This window comes from Streptomyces galbus (assembly GCF_005280195.1).
GTDB classification, from domain to species: Bacteria; Actinomycetota; Actinomycetes; order Streptomycetales; family Streptomycetaceae; genus Streptomyces; species Streptomyces galbus.
Window position 1 is genome coordinate 583688 of sequence record NZ_SZPR01000008.1, and the last position, 18482, is coordinate 602169.

General features: G+C 69.8%; 10 protein-coding genes. 1 reads left to right on the forward strand and 9 read right to left on the reverse strand.

Translation table 11 applies throughout. The features are described from left to right. Positions 1–96: 96 nt before the first annotated feature. From dxs to ngcE, 8 genes are all read right to left on the reverse strand, one after another. On the reverse strand, positions 97–2031 hold the full coding sequence (dxs, locus tag E4U92_RS07060) for a 1-deoxy-D-xylulose-5-phosphate synthase (RefSeq protein WP_137299372.1): 1935 nt from the start codon (positions 2029–2031) through the stop codon (positions 97–99). Positions 2032–2239: 208 nt separating this feature from the next. Then, positions 2240–3583: a sugar ABC transporter permease gene (locus E4U92_RS07065; protein WP_137299373.1), complete on the reverse strand. Its 1344-nt coding sequence runs from the start codon at positions 3581–3583 to the stop codon at positions 2240–2242. After that, positions 3580–4371 carry an ATP-binding cassette domain-containing protein gene (locus tag E4U92_RS07070; RefSeq protein WP_137299374.1) on the reverse strand — a complete coding sequence of 264 codons (792 nt, stop codon included), beginning with the start codon at positions 4369–4371 and terminating at the stop codon, positions 3580–3582. The genes E4U92_RS07065 and E4U92_RS07070 overlap by 4 nt, the downstream gene beginning before the upstream one ends. 253 nt (positions 4372–4624) lie before the next feature. Then, complete coding sequence (locus E4U92_RS07075) at positions 4625–5722, reverse strand: sugar ABC transporter substrate-binding protein (RefSeq protein WP_137299375.1); 1098 nt, start codon at positions 5720–5722, stop codon at positions 4625–4627. Between the two features lie 134 nt (positions 5723–5856). Further along, a complete protein-coding gene (locus E4U92_RS07080; RefSeq protein ID WP_137299376.1) occupies positions 5857–7056 on the reverse strand; it encodes an ROK family transcriptional regulator in 1200 nt (399 codons plus the stop codon). A 325-nt stretch (positions 7057–7381) separates the two neighbouring features. Further along, positions 7382–8305: a carbohydrate ABC transporter permease gene (locus E4U92_RS07085; protein WP_137299377.1), complete on the reverse strand. Its 924-nt coding sequence runs from the start codon at positions 8303–8305 to the stop codon at positions 7382–7384. Between the two features lie 2 nt (positions 8306–8307). Then, positions 8308–9234 (reverse strand): carbohydrate ABC transporter permease, encoded by a 927-nt coding sequence (locus E4U92_RS07090; protein ID WP_137299378.1) that lies wholly within the window; start codon positions 9232–9234, stop codon positions 8308–8310. Positions 9235–9274: 40 nt separating this feature from the next. Beyond that, positions 9275–10729, reverse strand: a complete 1455-nt coding sequence (gene ngcE / locus E4U92_RS07095; protein WP_137299379.1) for an N-acetylglucosamine/diacetylchitobiose ABC transporter substrate-binding protein — start codon at positions 10727–10729, stop codon at positions 9275–9277. Positions 10730–11128: 399 nt separating this feature from the next. Here ngcE and E4U92_RS07100 point away from each other — a divergent pair, with 399 nt between their 5' ends. Next, positions 11129–14872 carry a GH92 family glycosyl hydrolase gene (locus E4U92_RS07100; protein WP_373311461.1) on the forward strand — a complete coding sequence of 1248 codons (3744 nt, stop codon included), beginning with the start codon at positions 11129–11131 and terminating at the stop codon, positions 14870–14872. Between the two features lie 586 nt (positions 14873–15458). On the opposite strand, the gene E4U92_RS07105 is transcribed toward E4U92_RS07100, so the two are convergent. After that, entirely contained in the window at positions 15459–18293 is a 2835-nt protein-coding gene (locus E4U92_RS07105; protein WP_137299381.1) for an aconitate hydratase, read from the reverse strand. Between the last annotated feature and the right edge of the window lie 189 nt (positions 18294–18482).

Sequence of the window (18482 nt, forward strand, 5' to 3'; positions counted from 1 at the left end):
GTATGCCCCGGCGCGCGCTCCTTCACGCGAGAGGGCCGCTTTCACCACCCTCGGTGATGGTGCAAGCGGCCCTCCGGAGCGGCGGACGGTGTGGGGTCAGTCCCGGGCGGGCTCCGCCTGGGCCGCGCCGTCGGTACGCAGCCGGGAGTGGGTGAGGCCGTCGAGCTGAGAGACGAGGCCGGTGACCTGGCGCGCGATGTCCGGCGCGGTCAGCCCGATCTCGGCCAGCACCTCGGCGCGCGAGGCGTGGTCCAGGAAGCGCGGCGGGATGCCGAAGTCGCGCAGCGGCACGTCCACCCCGGCGTCCCGCAGGGCCTGGGCGATCGCGGAGCCGACGCCGCCGACCCGGGAGTTGTCCTCGACGGTGACGACCACCCGGTGGCGCTCGGCGAGCGGCGCCATGGCCTCGTCGACGGGCTTGACCCAGCGGGGGTCGACCACGGTGGTGGAGATGCCCTGCCGGTCGAGCAGGGAGGCGACCTCCAGGCACATGGGGGCGAGCGCGCCCACGGAGACCAGCAGCACGTCGGGCCGGTCGGTGCCCGGCTCGCGCAGCACGTCCATGCCGCCGACCCGCCCCACGGCGGGCACGGCGGGCCCGACGGCGCCCTTGGAGAAGCGGACCACGGTCGGGGCGTCCTCCACCGCCACGGCCTCGCGGAGCTGGGCGCGGACCTGGTCGGCGTCGCGCGGGGCGGCGAGCCTGAGGCCCGGGACGACCTGGAGGATCGACATGTCCCACATGCCGTTGTGGGAGGCGCCGTCGGTGCCGGTGACCCCGGCCCGGTCCAGCACGAAGGTCACGCCGCACTTGTGCAGGGCCACGTCCATCAGCACCTGGTCGAAGGCGCGGTTGAGGAAGGTGGCGTAGACGGCGAAGACGGGGTGCACGCCCGCGTGGGCGAGGCCGGCCGCGGAGACGGCGCCGTGCTGCTCGGCGATGCCGACGTCGTAGACCCGGTCGGGGAAGCGCTTGGCGAACTTGTCGAGGCCGACCGGCTGGAGCATGGCGGCGGTGATGGCGACGATGTCCGCGCGCTCCTCGCCGAGGCGGACCATCTCCTCGCCGAAGACGGACGTCCAGTCGGCGCCGGAGGTGGCGATCGGCAGGCCCGTGTCGGGGTGGATCTTGCCGACGGCGTGGAAGCGGTCGGCCTCGTCCTGCAGGGCGGGCTGGTAGCCGCGGCCCTTCTCGGTGAGGCAGTGCACGATGACCGGGCCGCCGAAGCGCTTGGCGCGGGCCAGCGCGGACTCCAGGGCCTCGATGTCGTGGCCGTCGATGGGGCCGACGTACTTCAGGCCCAGGTCCTCGAACATGCCCTGCGGGGCGATGAAGTCCTTCAGGCCCTTCTTGGCGCCGTGCAGGGTGTCGAACAGCGGCTTCCCGACGACCGGGGTGCGGTCCAGGATGTCCTTGGTGCGGGCCAGGAAGCGCTCGTAGCCGTCGGTGGTGCGCAGCGTGGCCAGATGGTTGGCGAGGCCGCCGATGGTGGGCGCGTAGGAGCGCTCGTTGTCGTTGACGACGATGACCAGCGGGCGGTCCTTGGCCTCGGCGATGTTGTTCAGCGCCTCCCAGGCCATGCCGCCGGTCAGCGCGCCGTCACCGATCACGGCGACGACGTGGCTGTCGCGCTCGAGCAGCTGGTTGGCCTTGGCGATGCCGTCGGCCCAGCCCAGCACGGTGGAGGCGTGGCTGTTCTCGATGACGTCGTGCTCGGACTCGGCCTGCGAGGGGTAACCGGACAGGCCGCCCTTCATCTTCAGGCGGGAGAAGTCCTGCCGGCCGGTGAGCAGCTTGTGCACGTAGGACTGGTGGCCGGTGTCCCAGAGCACCTTGTCCTTCGGCGACTCGAACACGCGGTGCAGGGCGATGGTCAGCTCCACGACGCCGAGGTTGGGGCCGAGGTGGCCACCGGTCTTGGAGACGGCGTCGACGAGGAAGGTCCGGATCTCGCCTGCCAGCTGGTCCAGCTCCTCCAGGCTGAGCCGGTCCAGATCGCGCGGTCCCGTGATGCGGGTCAGCAGCGGCACCCGTGCCTCCTTGCAGTAGAGCTGATCGAGCTGTTGCCGGGCTTGTCGAGTCTAATGTTCCGTCCCGGCGGTCGGTCCCCGGCCCGTTGGTCATAGGTCACGCGATCGGCCGTACCCAGGATGAGGGGGCCCGAGACACAGCCGTGCCCGGCGCGTGGAAGCACCGGGCACGGCTGGGGGTGGGACCGACGGGCTGGGGCGTGGGCCGTTACGCGCGGCCCGCGGCCTTCTGGCTGCGGCGGGAGACCGAGTCGATGACCACGGCGCCGAGCAGAACACCACCGGTGATCATGTACTGGATCGAGGTGTTCATGTTCAGCAGGTTCAGGCCGGTGGTGATCGACTGGATCACCAGCATGCCGAGCAGCGCGGACCACACGGAGCCACGGCCGCCGAAGAGGCTCGTACCGCCGATGACCGCGGCGGCGATCGCCAGCATCAGGGTGTTGCCGCCGCCGGCGCTCAGCGTCGCGGACGCCGTCTGGCCGGCGAAGAACATGCCGCCCAGCGCGGCGAAGCCGCCGGAGATGGCGAACACGCTGATCCGGACCATGGGCACGCTGATACCGGCACGGCGCGCGGCCTCGATGCCGCCACCGACGGCGAACACCTTGCGGCCGTAGGTCGTACGACGCAGCACGAAGTCCACGATCACCAGCGCGGCGAGGAAGATCACCAGCGCGTTGGAGACGCCCTGCGCGTTGTTCAGCACGGCGGCCGCGATGAACGAGGCGAGCGCCAGCAGACCGACGCGGAAGAGAATCTCACCGGTGGGGCGGAAGGGCACACCGGCGGCCCGGCGGCGGCGCTGCTCGCCGAAGTTGCCGATCAGGGACAGCACGACACCGAGGGCGGCCAGCAGGTAGGCGCCGATGATGGCCTGGTCCATGAAGAAGGAGCTCTGGCCGAACAGCTTCACGGGGCCGTCGTCGGACGGGATGTTGATGGTGCCGCTGGAGCCGAGCAGCCACAGCATCAGGCCGTTCCAGCCGAGGAAGCCGGCCAGGGTGACGACGAACGCCGGTACGCCGATCTTGGCGAAGAACCAGCCGTGCAGCGCGCCGATGGCGACGCCGGTGGCGATCGCGAGGACCAGCGCAAGCCAGGCGTTCATGCCGTGTTCGACCACCCACACGGCGAACAGGGTGGACGCCAGGCCGCTGACCGAACCGACCGACAGGTCGATCTCGCCGAGCAGCAGCACGAAGACCAGGCCGATGGCCAGCATGCCGGTCGCCGACATGAAGAAGCTGATGTCGGAGAGGTTGTCGGCGCTCAGGAAGCGGTCGTTCTTCGCCTGGAAGATGGCCCAGATGATGATGAGGCCGAGGACGACCGGCAGCGAACCCAGCTCGCCGCCCTTGATCTTGCGCTTGAACTCCGTGACGTAGCCCTTGAGGCCCTCTTCACGGACCAGCAGGCGCGGGTCGACGACGGGCACGCCGGCGGCGGTGGGGTCGTCGGCGGGAGCGGTGGTGGCCGCGGCCTTGTCGACGCTGACGCCCTTGTCGGGGCCGGAGTCGCTCTTCACGGTCCTGGACGTGTCGCTCACTTTGCCGCCTCCGTGGTGCGACGCCCCGCACGACGGGTCACGGCGTTGTCCGTGGCACCCGTGATCGCGGCGATGATCTCTTCGTGGCTGGTGTCCTTCACGGGGAAGGAGCCGTTGTTCTTGCCCAGGCGCAGGACGGCGACGGTGTCCGCGACCGCCTTGACGTCCGCCATGTTGTGGCTGATGAGGATGACGGCGAGGTTGCGCTCGCGCAGCCGCTCCACCAGGTCGAGGACCTGCGCGGTCTGCTCCACGCCGAGGGCGGCGGTGGGCTCGTCGAGGATGACCAGCTTCGGCTCGCCGATCAGGGCGCGCGCGATGGCGACGACCTGGCGCTGGCCACCGGACAGGCTCGCGATCGGGATGCGCACGCTCGGGATGCGGATGGAGAGCGTGGACAGCAGCTCGCGGGCGTTCTTCTCCATCGTCACCTCGTCGATGACGCCGCGGTGCAGCAGCTCACGACCGAGGTAGAGGTTGCCGACGACGTCGAGGTTGTCGCACAGCGCGAGGTCCTGGTAGACGGTGGCGACGCCGAGGCCCTGGGCGTCGTGCGGCTTGTTGATGCTGACCGCGTTGCCCTCCCACTCGATGACGCCGTCGTCGATGGGGTGCACACCCGCGATCGTCTTGACCAGGGTGGACTTTCCTGCGCCGTTGTCGCCGACCAGGGCGACGACTTCTCCGGCGTGGACCTCCAGATCGACGTCGGTGAGTGCCTGCACCGCACCGAATCGCTTGGAGACTCCGCGCAACGCCAGCACGGGCGTAGCGGACACGTGAACCATCTCCTTCGCCGCCTGACCGGCGGGGATGCCGCGCGTGGGACTGCGCGGAGGGATCTGCGCGACGCGCCGTCCGCGGGGGCGGGCGGCCGTGACGCACGAGGTTTACAGGATGAACATGCGCGATTCCGCCGCACTTGGCAACGGGCTCCATCCGACGCCCGCCCCGCAGCGGGGTTGAAGGCGGGGCGGGCGTCGGAGGGGTCTCGCGGGGCCGCCGGCGGTCACGGGGACCGCCGGCCGGCGGGGTGTGCCCTTACTGCAGGCCGGCGGCCTTGCAGGCGGAGGCGTACTGAGCGGTGCAGATCTGCGCGACGGTGTAGAGACCGTCCTTGACGACCGTGTCCTTGATGTTGGCCTTGGTGACCGACACGGGGGTCAGCAGCTTGGCGGGCACCTTGTCACCGGAGCCGCTGGTGACCTCGGTGGAGGCGGTGGACTTGATGTCCTTGCCCTGCAGGAGGCTGACCGCGAGCTCGGCGGCGGTGTCGGCCTCCGGCTTGTAGGCCTTGTAGACCGTGGAGGACTGGGTGCCGGCGACGATCCGCTGGATGGCGGCGAGTTCGGCGTCCTGACCGGTCAGCGGGATGGTGCTGATGCCCGCGCCCTTCAGGGTGTTGGCGATGCCACCGGCCATGCCGTCGTTGGCGGAGTAGACGCCGGCGATCTTCTTCGCACCGAGCTGGGTGATCGCGGCCGACATCTTCTCGGCGGCGACGGTGTCCTTCCACAGGCCGGACTGCTCGTAGGCGATCTTGACCTTGCCGTCCAGCGCCTTGTGGGCGCCTTCCTTGAACTGGGCGGCGTTCGGGTCGGCGTCGTCACCGTTGATCATGACGACGTTCGCCGACGGGCTGGCCTTGGAGCCCATCGCCTGCAGCAGCGCCTGGCCCTGCAGCTCGCCGACCTTGACGTTGTCGAAGGAGACGTACGCGGAGACCGGGCCCTGGGCCAGACGGTCGTACGCGACGACCTTGACGCCCTTGTCGACCGCGGCCTTGATGGAGGACTTGATCGCGGCGGAGTCCTGGGCGGAGATCACGATGACCTTCACGCCCTTGGTCACCATGGTGCTGACCTGCTGCGCCTGCTTGTTGGCGTCGGCCGCGGCGTTGGCGTACTCGACGTTGCAGTCGGAGCACAGCTCCTTGACCTTGGCCTCGAAGTACGGCTTGTCGAACTTCTCGTAGCGGGCGGTGACGCTGTCGGGGAGCAGCAGGCCGATGGACTTGCTGCCACCGCCGGAGCTGCTCTTGCCGCTGCCGGAGTCGTTGTCGTCGTCGCCCGCCTTGCCGCACGCGGCAATCGACAGGGCCATGGAGACGGCGGTCGCGCCGATCACGACTCTACGCATCGTTGCGTTCATTGGGTTGTGCCTCCCTGACAGGGCCGCAACGCTGCGGCCGAGGTGGCTGGAAGTCAACTCGGCCACACGTGCGACGTCAAGAAGTAAATACTTAACGAGATGGCAACGGCGTCATTCGTTCTCTAAGTGAAGGCGGGTGCGGCAGCCGTGAGGGAGCCGTCCAAAAGCGTCGAATCGCCCATCTCGCTGAGCGCGAGGGCGAGCGCTCCGAGCACCTCCGCACGGCCGCCAAGTGCCCCCGGGAGAACGGACAGTTGCCGCGCCGCACTGGGGATCGCATAGCGGCCCACTGACTCCCTGATCGGCCCGAGCACCAGCTCACCGGCCTCGGCGAGATCACCGCCGAGGACCACCCGGCTCGGGTTCAGCAGGTTGCAGAGATTGGCGACTCCACTGCCGATGTGGCGGCCGACGTCGGCGATCACCCGACGGCAGCCCGGGTCTCCGTCCCTGGCCAGCCGTACGACGCCCTCCATGGTGAGGTCGGTGCCGTGGCTGGACTGGAGCAGCGGCAGCACGTAGCGCGCAGCCGCGAAGGTCTCCAGGCAGCCCCGGTTACCGCAACGGCAGACAGGGCCGGATTCATCGAGTGTAATATGTCCTATTTCTCCCGCAGTACCCCCCGGCCCGCGGTAGATCTTCCCGTCGATGACGAGGCCCGCGCCGACGCCGCTCGCGACCTTGATGTAGGCGAGGTCGCGCACGCCCTTGCCGCTGCCCCAGACCATCTCGCCGAGGGCGCCGAGGTTGGCGTCGTTGTCCACGTGCACGGCCACGCCGAGCCGCTCGCGCAGCTCCTCGGCGGGCCGGGTGCCGATCCAGCCCGGCAGGATGGCGGAGGAGCCCAGCGTGCCGGACTCCACGTCGATCGGGCCGGGCACGCCCAGCCCCACGCCGGCGATCTTGCCCCGGTCCACACCGGTGGCCTCGATCAGCCGGCTGACCAGCCGTTCGGCCCGGTCGAAGCCCTGCGCGGAGGAGGCGTCCACATCGAGCGGCTCGGACTCCTCGGCGAGCACCTGGTGGGCGAGGTTGCCGACGGCGACCCGCAGGTGGGTATGGCCGAAATCGATGCCGATGACGATGCCCGCGTCCCCGCTGAGCGAGACGCTGCGCGCCCGCCTGCCGCCCGCCGACGTAGGCGTGACCTCGACCGTTCCGCCGTCCTTGAGTTCACGGACGATGTTGGAGACGGTCGCCGCGGACAGGCCGGTGGTCCTCGCGATCTCCGCCTGGGTGAGGGATCCGGCCAGCCGGACGGCTCGTACGACCCGCTCCAGGTTGGCTCGGTGCAGCGACGACTGCGACCCCGGAGTCTCCACGACGACCTCCTGCGCGCGGGGCCGCTTCGATGAGACCCCGTCTATGTCCAACTAGTGAACTCTAAGCTGAGCCGTCCGGGGCGCCTCCCGTCAAGAGGTTGAACAGTTTCCGCGCATGCGGACGTCCGCGCCCGCGAGGGTCGCGGTGCGTGTGGGAGCGGTTTCACGGTGTGGCGGAAGCGGTTCTTCCGGCGACTCCCGGCGGGGGTGGTGTGCGGTGCTATGGAGGGATTTGACGGGGGTCCGCCGACGCGGGCGACGGAGGTTGAAGGCAAGGGTGCCGTCCCGTGCGGGACGGCTGCGGACGGCCGCGGAGTGGCCGGCGTTACTTGAGCGCCCCCGCGGTCAGCCCCTGCACCACCTGCCGCTGGAAGACGATGTACGCGCCGAGCACCGGCAGCATCGCCATCACCAGGCCCGCGAACAGCCCCGACCAGTCTCCCTTGTACCCCTGGCTGACCGCGAGCTGGACCAGGCCCTGGGTGAGGACCTTCTTGTCGGGGTCGGTGTTCAGCACCGTCGGCAGCATGTACTGGTTCCACTGGCCGAGGAAGTTGAAGATGCCGACGCTGATCAGGCCCGGCTTGGCCATCGGCAGCATGATCTGGAAGAAGGTCCGGGTGTGGGAGGCGCCGTCCACGAACGCCGCCTCCGCCACCGACGTCGGCAGGGTGCGGAAGAACGCCGTCAGGAAGAAGACGGTGAACGGCAGCGAGTAGGCGATGTAGACCAGGATCAGCCCGTGGATGGTGTTCAGCAGGCCCATGTTGTTGACGACGTAGAACAGCGGGACCAGCGCGAGCATGATCGGGAAGCTCATGCCGCCGACGAACAGGTAGTAGATGAACCGGTTCCCGGGGAAGTCGAAGCGGGCCAGCACGTAGGCCGCCATCGAGCCGAGCACCAGCGTGCCGATGAGCGAGCCCCCGACCACCAGCACGGTGTTGAGGAAGTAGTCGCTCATGTTGGCGTCGGTCCAGGCCCGCGCCCAGTTGTCGAAGTGCAGCCGGTCGGGCAGCGCCCAGGGCGAGCCGAAGATGGAGGCGTCGTCCTTGAACGACGTCATCACGGCCCACACCAGCGGCAGCACCACCATCACCGCCCACAGGACCAGCACGCCGTGCGAGAAGACGTTCAGCACGCGGCCCTCGCGGCGCGCCCGCGGCGGCCGGTCCACGGGCGCGTCCGCCTTCGTCACCGGCGCACCGGACTGCGCCGGCAGGGGGGCGGGGCTCTCGGTCGTCTTCATGCTCAGTACTCCAGCCGCTCGCGACGGCCCAGCCGCATCACGACGGCGGCGAAGGCCAGCGTGACGACGAGCAGGGCGACGCCGATGGTGGTGGCGTAGGCGGCCTGACCGTCCCGGAACGCCTTCTGGTACACGTAGAGGACCATGACGGTGGTCGAGTAGTCGGGCCCGCCCGGCCCGGTCGTCATGATCTGCACGACCGCGAAGGACTCGGCGCCGAGCGCGAGGATGCCCATGTAGACCCAGCCCGACTGCACGGTGTCCCACAGCAGCGGCAGGGTGATGCGGAAGAACGTGGCCGCCCGGCCGGCCCCGTCCAGCAGCGCGGCCTCGTACAGGTCCGACGGAATGGACGCCATGCCCGCCGAGAACAGCACGACGAAGAAGCCGACCGTCGACCACACGAGCACCGCCATCACGCACCACAGGGCGAGGTCGGGGTCGCCCAGCCACAGGGGCTGGACGCCGTCGAGTCCCACGCCCCGCAGGACCGAGTTGATCGCGCCGCTGTCCGGGTTGTAGGCGAAGGCGAACAGCAGCGCGACGATGGCGATCGACAGCACCTGCGGGAAGAAATAGACGATCTTGTAGAAGGAGGAGCCGCGCACCCCGGAAATGACCGGACCGCCCCTCCTTCCGCGCCCGCCGACGTTGATCATGAAGGCGAAGAACAGCGCCAGGCTGATCGTCACCACCGGCAGCACGACCGCGAACATCAAGCTGTGCTGCAAGGACTTCCAGAAGATGTCGTCGTCGAACATCCTGCGGTAATTGTCCAGGCCGACCATCTTGAATTCGGGGCTCAGTCCCGTCCAGTCCGTGAACGAGTAGTAGATGGACTGGATGAAGGGCCAGACCACGAAGAGCGCGTACAGTCCCAGGGGCAGCGCCAGGAACCCCACGATGAACCGGTACTTGCCGTGCTGCATCGCCACTCCGGTGCCGTTGTGGAAAGAGTTTCCCGGTGCGTTACTGGTGCTTGTAGTGCTTGATCGAGGAGTCCTTGGCCGCCGCGTCGGCGAATCCCTGGATCTTGGTGATGGCCTCGGCGGGGGTGAGGCGCCCGGCCATCATCTCGCCGAGTCCCGCCACCCCGATCTGCTCCTTCTGCAACTGGACGTACCAGTCCTGGATGCGGGGGTTGACCACGTTGTCGCCGGCCTTCTCCAGCGCGGCCACGCCCGACTTCAGGCCCGGTGTCAGGGTGATGCCCTCGGTGCCGCCGTTGTACGCGGTCAGCGACTTGACCTTGGCCGTGAAGTTCTTGGACGACGCCTCGCTGAGCATGATGCGCAGCTGCTCCATGCCGCCCGGGGCGTTCTTGGCCTTGGCGGGGACGATGAACGGCTCACCGCCGGAGGCCCAGATGGTGCCGAACGGCATCTTGTCGGAGCTGTCGAGCCCGGTGGGCGCGGAGACGGCGAGGTCGAAGTCGGCGGGGATGACGTTCGCCGACTCGTTCTCCACCCAGGAGCCGTTGGGGATGAACAGCGCCTGCCCCTTGGCCCACGCCGTCTGCGACTGGATGTGGTCCAGGCCGGGGGTGCCCTTGAGGACGTAGCCCTTCTTGTAGAGCTCGTAGTACGCCTCGAAACACGCCTTGACCGCGGGGTGCTTCCAGGCGCCCGGCTCCAGGTTGTCGATGGCGTCGAGGACTTCACGCCCGCCGACCTTGCCGATCATCGGGTACAGCGAGAACGGGATGTAGTACGGGTACTTGCCCGCGTACGTCCAGCCCGCCATGCCCTTCTTCTTGGCCTTGGCGCACACCGCGAGCATCTGGTCCCAGGTCTCCGGGTACTGCTCGTCGAGCGAGTCCAGCGCCTTCTGCGAGTACCAGACGCCGTACACGGTGTAGGCGTAGTACAGGATCCACACCGGGTTGCCGTCGAACTGGCCCATCTCGACGATCCCGGGCCGCAGGGTGTCGCGGACCTTCTTGTTCGGGTCGTCGTAGGACGGGGCGTCCAGCAGCGGGGTGAGGTCGGCGAGCTGGTTCTTGCCGACCAGGACGCCCATGTCCATCTGCTCGGCGCCGGAGTTGTCGATGAGGTCGGGCGGGGTGCCCTGGTTGAAGCGGGGCTGGAGGGTGGACTGGATCTTCTGGGTGGCGGCGAACTTCACCTTCGCCTTGGGGAAGTTCTTCTCGTAGACCTTGACCGCGTCTTCGGCGTACTCCTTGCCGAAACCGCCGTCGAACAGGACGAACTCCATCTTCGCGGTGTCGTTGACCGCGAGGGGGTTCTTCGCGGTCTTCTTGCCCGCTTTCGCCTTGTCCTCGTCGTCGCCGCCGCCACTGCTGGCGCAGGCGGAGAGGAATCCCATGGCCGGGGCGGCCAGCAGACCGAGTGCGGCGGACCGCTTGATCAGATCGCGGCGGCCGGTGCCGGGACGGCCGTGGTTCTCTGCGGACGTGGATCCCATGCTCAAGTCCTCGCCTTCTCCAGGACTCAGGCGGTGAACCGGATCCTCCCGGCACCGCGGTCGGGCCAAGCTGGTTCGTGCAGGAAACGCCGACAGGTATAGTCCACTTCCCGCCAGCGGAGCAAGATCGAATGCAAGGTTGGTCGGTGGTCTTTTCCGAAGTGAGACCTCGTGGAAATATGTCCGGCCCGCGGCGGCCGGGCCGGGAGAATTCGCGACATGGGCAGCGCTTTCCCCTGCCAACGTCCTTGACATCACTCGCCACTTGACCCCCTACTGAGTGCTGCGAACGGAGTAGGACAACGTTGTCGGACCCGCGCAGGAGGGTGCTCGCGCATGCAGCGACACGGAAGACGGTTCCGTGGTTCCCGGGCGGCCGTGATCACGGCCGCCCTCGTGATGTCCGTGGGCGCGCCCGGTGCGGCAGCCGCCCTGCCGGCGCCGCCGGCCCTGCCCGCCCAGCAGTTCGCCTCCTCCTTCGAGGCGGGACAGCCGGCGCCCGACTGGGTCACCACGCCCGAGACGGCCCCCGGCGGCGGCAAGCGCGCCTCGGGCGTGGACGGCGGCTACGGCGGCGGCCTGCCCGGTGACGTCACCGACCGGGTCACCGCCGTACGGGCCAACGACGAGAACACCGGCGGCGGCGAGGTGAAGGAGAACCTCCTCGACGGCGAGGCGAGCACCAAGTGGCTCACCTTCACGGCGACCGGCTGGGTCGAGTTCGACCTCGACCAGCCGGTCCGGCTCGCCTCCTACGCCCTGACGTCGGCCAACGACGCCGCCGAACGCGACCCGGCCGACTGGACGTTGAAGGGCTCGGACGACGGCACCCACTGGACCGACCTGGACAGCCGCTCCGGGGAGAGCTTCGGCGAGCGCTTCCAGACCAAGACGTACGCCGTCACCCCCACGGACGGGGCGTACCGGCACCTGCGGCTGGAGATCACCGCCAACCACGGTGCGGGCATCCTCCAGCTCGCCGACGTGCGGCTGGGCACGGGCGGCCCGAGCGGCCCGGTCCCGCCGGACATGCTGGCGGTCGTGGACCGGGGACCGAGCGGCTCCCCCACGGCCAAGGCGGGCGCCGGGTTCACCGGCCGCCGGGCGCTGCGCTACGCGGGCCGGCACACGACACCGGGGCGGGCGTACGCCTACGACAAGGTCTTCGACGTGAACGTGCGGGTGACCGGCCGCACCGAACTGGCGTACCGCATCTTCCCGGCGATGGCCGACGGCGACCGCGACTACGACGCCACGAACGTCGCCGTGGACCTGGCGTTCACCGACGGCACCTACCTCAGCGACCTCGGGGCGGCGGACCAGCACGGCTTCCCGCTGTCGCCGCGCGGACAGGGCGCGGCCAAGGTGCTGTACGTCAACCAGTGGAACGACGTGGTCGCGCGGATCGGTGCGGTCGCCGCGGGCAAGACGGTCGACCGGATCCTGCTGGGCTACGACTCCCCCGCCGGGCCGGCGCGCTTCCGGGGCTGGCTGGACGACGTGAGCCTGCGGAAGGCCGCGCCCGAGCGGCCCGCGGCGCACCTGTCCGACTACGCGCTCACCACCCGCGGGACCAATTCCAGCGGCTCGTTCTCCCGCGGCAACACCTTCCCGGCGACGGCCGTGCCGCACGGCTTCACCTTCTGGACGCCGGTGACCAACGCCTCGTCGCTGAGCTGGCTGTACGACTACGCACGGGCCAACAACGCCGACAACCTGCCGCAGATCCAGGCGTTCAGCGCGAGCCACGAGCCGAGCCCGTGGATGGGCGACCGGCAGACGTTCCAGCTCATGCCGTCCGCGGCGGCGGGCGTCCCGCCCACCGGCCGGGCGGCGCGGGCGCTGGCGTTCCGGCACCAGAACGAGACGGCCCGGCCGTACCTGTACGGGGTGCGGTTCGAGAACGGGCTGCGGGCCGAGATGGCGCCGACCGACCACGCGGCGATGCTGCGCTTCACCTACCCCGGGGACGACGCGAGCGTGGTCTTCGACAACGTGACCGACCAGGCGGGGCTGACCCTGGACCGGGCGGCCGGCGTGGTGAGCGGCTACTCGGACGTGAAGTCCGGCCTGTCGACGGGCGCCACCCGGCTGTTCGTCTACGGCGAGTTCGACGCGCCCGTGACGGACGGGGCGTCCAGCGGCGCCACCGGCTACCTGCGCTTCGACGCGGGCGCCGACCGCACGGTCTCCCTGCGGCTGGCCACCTCGCTGATCAGCGTGGACCAGGCGCGCGACAACCTGCGCCAGGAGATCCCCGAGGGCACCGCCTTCACGACCGTGCGGGACCGGGCCCGTGCCCAGTGGGACCGGCTGCTGGGCAAGGTCGAGGTCGAGGGCGCCACCCAGGACCAGCTCACGACCCTGTACTCGAGCCTGTACCGGCTCTACCTGTACCCCAACTCGGGTTTCGAGAAGGTCGGTTCGACCTACCGGTACGCCTCGCCGTTCTCGCCGATGCCCGGTCCGGACACGCCGACGCACACCGGGGCGCGGATCGTCGACGGCAAGGTGTACGTCAACAACGGCTTCTGGGACACCTACCGCACGGCCTGGCCCGCGTACGCGCTGCTGACGCCCACTCAGGCGGGTGAGCTGACCGACGGGTTCGTGCAGCAGTACCGGGACGGCGGGTGGATCTCCCGCTGGTCCTCCCCCGGGTACGCCGACCTGATGACCGGCACCTCCTCGGACGTCGCGTTCGCCGACGCCTACGTCAAGGGTGTGCCCTTCGACGCGCGGGCCGCGTACGAGGCGGCGCTGAAGAACGCGACCGTGGTGCCGCCCTCGTCGGGCGTGGGCCGCAAGGGCATGGCGACCTCGCCGTTCCTCGGCTACACCAGCACCGCCACCCACGAGGGGCTGTCCTGGGCGCTGGAGGGCTACCTCAACGACTACGGCATCGCCCGGATGGGGCAGCAGCTCTTCAGGACGACGGGCGAGAAGCGCTACGCCGAGGAGTCGGCCTACTTCATGGACCGCGCCCTCGGCTACGTCCGCCTCTTCGACTCCCGGGCCGGGTTCTTCCAGGGCCGCGACGAGAAGGGCGCCTGGCGGGTGCCGTCGGACCGCTACGACCCGCGGGTGTGGGGCTACGACTACACCGAGACCAACGGCTGGGGGTACGCCTTCACCGCCCCGCAGGACACCCGGGGCCTGGCCAACCTGTACGGCGGCCGCGACAAGCTGGCACAGAAGCTGGACACCTACTTCGCCACACCCGAGACCGCCTCCCCCGAGTTCGCCGGGTCCTACGGCGGGGTCATCCACGAGATGACGGAGGCGCGGGACGTGCGGATGGGGATGTACGGCCACTCCAACCAGGTCGCGCACCACGTGACCTACATGTACGACGCGGCGGGCAGGCCGTGGGAGACCCAGGCCAAGGTGCGCGAGGTGTTGTCCCGGCTGTACACGGGCAGTTCGATCGGCCAGGGCTACCACGGCGACGAGGACAACGGCGAGCAGTCGGCCTGGTACCTGTTCTCGGCGCTGGGCTTCTACCCGCTGGTGATGGGCAGCGGCGAATACGCCGTCGGCTCACCGCTGTTCACGAAGGCGACCGTGCACCTGGAGAACGGCAAGGACCTCGTGGTGAAGGCACCGGGCAACAGCACCCGCAACGTCTACGTGCAGGGCCTGAAGGTCAACGGCCGCGCCTGGAAGTCGACCGCCCTGCCCCACGACCTGCTGGCCAGGGGGGCGGTGCTGGAGTTCACCATGGGACCGCGCCCGTCGGCCTGGGGCAGCGGGAAGGACGCGGCACCGGTGTCGATCACCCGGGACGACGAGGTGCCGACGCCCCGGCAGGACGTCCTGGCGGGCGAGGGTGCCCTGTTCGACAACACCTCGGCGACCGGCCAGGACGTGTCGGGCACGGTCGACCTGCCGGTCGCGCGGGAGGCCGAGGCGGTGCGCTACACCCTGACGTCCGACGAGGCGGCCCGCGCACCGGCCGGCTGGACCCTGCAGGGCTCAGCCGACGGCACGGCGTGGACGGACCTCGACCACCGCACCGGCGAGACGTTCGCCTGGAACCGCCAGACCCGGGCCTTCTCGGTCGCCCACCCGGGCGCGTACCGGCACTACCGGCTGGTGTTCGCCGGGGAGGCACGCCTGACGGAGGCCGAGCTGCTGTCGTAGGCGCGCGGCGCACCGCGTGACCTGTCCGTGCCCGTCCTGCCGACGCAGGGCGGGCACGGGCGCGCTGCCGTCCGCTGCGAGCCAACTCACGTGCTCCGCATGGTGGTTGAGTGATCGTTGGGTGATACAGTCGGTAACGACCACACGCGGACAACGTTGTCGACGCGCAACGCCGTCCCCGCACCCCTCCCCCGCCCGCGGCACCGCCCGGTCCGGGGGACCCCCTCGGCCGACCCACTCCCCCGTCCGGTCGGCCGACTCGCGGACCCGGTGGCCGATCGGCTCATCGGCCGCCGGGTCCGTCCCGAGCGCAGGAGGCGGGAGCAGACCCGGGCGGGTTCCGGTCCGCCGCATGGGAGCGCTCCCACCTCCCGCGCGGACCGTAGCGCCGATCGACGCACTTGTAAACGTCCCGCGCACGGATGCCCGCACGGGGCCGGGCCGGTCCGCCGACGGCGAAGGGCCGCGCCCCGGTCACCCGGGACGCGGCCCCCGACCGCCCTGCAGGCAGCGCCCGTCGGCGGTCCACCGGCCTGTCGGCCCGCCGGTCCGACGGCCGACGGACCGGCCGTGTGCCCGCGTGCGCCTACTTGCGGATCAGGCTGCGCAGCACGTACTGCATGATGCCGCCGTTGCGGTAGTAGTCGGCCTCACCGGGGGTGTCGATGCGGACGACCGCGTCGAACTCCACACCGGTGTCGGTGGTGACCTTCACCGTGCGCGGGGTGGTGCCGTTGTTCAGCTCCTCCACGCCGGTGATGGAGAAGGTCTCCTCGCCGGTCAGGCCGAGGGACTCGGCCGACTGGCCCTCCGGGAACTGCAGCGGCAGCACGCCCATGCCGATGAGGTTCGAGCGGTGGATGCGCTCGTAGGACTCGGCGACGACGGCCTTGACGCCGAGCAGCGCGGTGCCCTTGGCGGCCCAGTCGCGGGACGAGCCGGAGCCGTACTCCTTGCCGGCCAGGACGACCAGCGGGATGCCCTGCTCGATGTAGTTGCGGGAGGCGTCGTAGATGAAGGAGACCGGACCGCCGTCCTGCGTGAAGTCGCGGGTGTAGCCGCCCTCGGTGCCCGGCGCGATCTGGTTGCGCAGGCGGATGTTGGCGAACGTGCCGCGGATCATGACCTCGTGGTTGCCGCGGCGCGAGCCGTAGCTGTTGAAGTCGCGGCGCTCGACGCCGTGCTCCGTGAGGTACTTGCCGGCCGGGGTGTCGGCCTTGATGGCGCCGGCCGGGGAGATGTGGTCGGTGGTGACCGAGTCGCCCAGCTTGGCCAGCACGCGGGCGCCGGCGATGTCGGAGACCGGCTCCGGGTCCATGCCCATGCCCTCGAAGTACGGGGGCTTGCGGACGTAGGTCGACTCCGCGTCCCACTCGAAGGTGTCGCCGGTCGGGATGGGCAGCGCCTGCCACTGGGCGTCGCCGGCGAAGACGTCCTCGTAGGACTTGGCGAACATGTCCTCGCCGATGGCGTTGGCGACGACGTCGTTGACCTCGGCCTCGGAGGGCCAGATGTCCTTCAGGAAGACCGGGTTGCCGTCCTGGTCGGTGCCCAGGGCGTCCTTGGTGATGTCCACCTTCATCGAGCCGGCGAGGGCGTACGCGACGACCAGCGGCGGGGAGGCGAGGTAGTTCATCTTGACGTCGGGGTTGATCCGGCCCTCGAAGTTGCGGTTGCCGGACAGCACCGAGGTGACCGCGAGGTCGTTGTCGTTGACCGCCTTGGAGACCTCCTCCGGCAGCGGGCCGGAGTTGCCGATGCAGGTGGTGCAGCCGTAGCCGACGAGGTTGAAGCCGACCTTGTCGAGGTACGGGGTCAGGCCCGCCTTGTCGAAGTAGTCGGTGACGACCTTGGAGCCCGGGGCCAGGGTGGTCTTGACCCACGGCTTGCGGGTCAGGCCCTTCTCCACGGCCTTCTTCGCGACGAGCGCGGCGGCGACCATGACGTACGGGTTGGAGGTGTTGGTGCAGGAGGTGATGGCCGCGACCGTGACGGCACCGTGGTCCAGCTCGTAGGTGGAGCCGTCGGGGGCCGTGACGCGCACCGGGTTGGACGGGCCGGAGCCGGCCACGACGGCGGAGTGCTGCGGGGCACCGGCGCCGTTGTCGTCGCTGCCGTAGGCCGGGGCGTCGGAGGCCGGGAAGGACTCGGCGGACGCCTCGTCGACCGGGGACTGCACGCCGTGCGGCTGCTCCTGCTGCGGGACGCCCGGCTTGCGGTCGTCGCCGCCGGTCACGCCGGCCTCGACGTAGTTGAGCACGTCGGCGGCGAACTGCTCGGCGGCGCGCGACAGTTCGATGCGGTCCTGCGGGCGCTTCGGGCCGGCGATGGACGGCACGACGGTGGACAGGTCCAGCTCGAGCTTCTCGGAGAAGTCCGGCTCGGCCTGCGGGTCGAGCCACAGGCCCTGCTCCTTGGCGTACGCCTCGACGAGCGCGACCTGCTGCTCGGAACGGCCGGTCAGGCGCAGGTACTTCAGCGTCTCGTCGTCGATCGGGAAGATCGCGGCGGTGGAGCCGAACTCCGGCGACATGTTGCCGATGGTGGCGCGGTTGGCCAGGGAGGTGGCGGCCACGCCCTCGCCGTAGAACTCGACGAACTTGCCGACCACGCCGTGCCGGCGCAGCATCTCGGTGATCGTGAGCACCAGGTCGGTGGCGGTGGTGCCGGTGGGCAGCTCGCCGGTGAGCTTGAAGCCGACGACGCGCGGGATGAGCATGGAGACCGGCTGGCCGAGCATCGCGGCCTCGGCCTCGATGCCGCCGACGCCCCAGCCGAGGACGCCGAGGCCGTTGACCATGGTGGTGTGCGAGTCGGTGCCGACCAGGGTGTCGGGGTACGCCTGGCCGCCCCGGACCATGACCGTGCGGGCCAGGTGCTCGATGTTCACCTGGTGGACGATGCCGGTGCCCGGCGGGACGACCTTGAAGTCGTCGAAGGCGGTCTGGCCCCAGCGCAGGAACTGGTAGCGCTCGCGGTTGCGGCCGTACTCCAGCTCGACGTTCTGCGCGAAGGCGTCGTGGGTGCCGAACTTGTCGGCGATCACGGAGTGGTCGATGACCAGCTCGGCCGGGGAGAGCGGGTTGACCTTGGCCGGGTCGCCGCCCAGCTCCTTGACGGCCTCACGCATGGTGGCGAGGTCCACGACGCAGGGCACGCCGGTGAAGTCCTGCATGATCACGCGGGCCGGCGTGAACTGGATCTCCTGGGACGGCTGGGCCTGGGAGTCCCAGCCGCCGAGGGCGCGGATGTGATCGGCGGTGATGTTCGCGCCGTCCTCGGTGCGGAGCAGGTTCTCCAGCAGCACCTTCAGGCTGTAGGGAAGGCGCGCGGAGCCCTCGACCTTGTCCAGCCGGAAGATCTCGTACGACTCGTCGCCCACCTGCAGCGTGCTGCGGGCGTCGAAGCTGTTCGCCGACACGACAGTCTCCTTCATTGATGTGCGCGTACCACCACGATCCTGCCGCCACGCCGGCTCGACCCGTGCGCTGAGGTTAGGCTAAGTTAGGTAACCCTTACTGCCAGACCGATTGCGTGCGGCTGCGGTGCGCCTCGGCAGATATCTCGATGTCGAGATAACTCTAGTACATGAGGGCGGGAAGGTCATGCG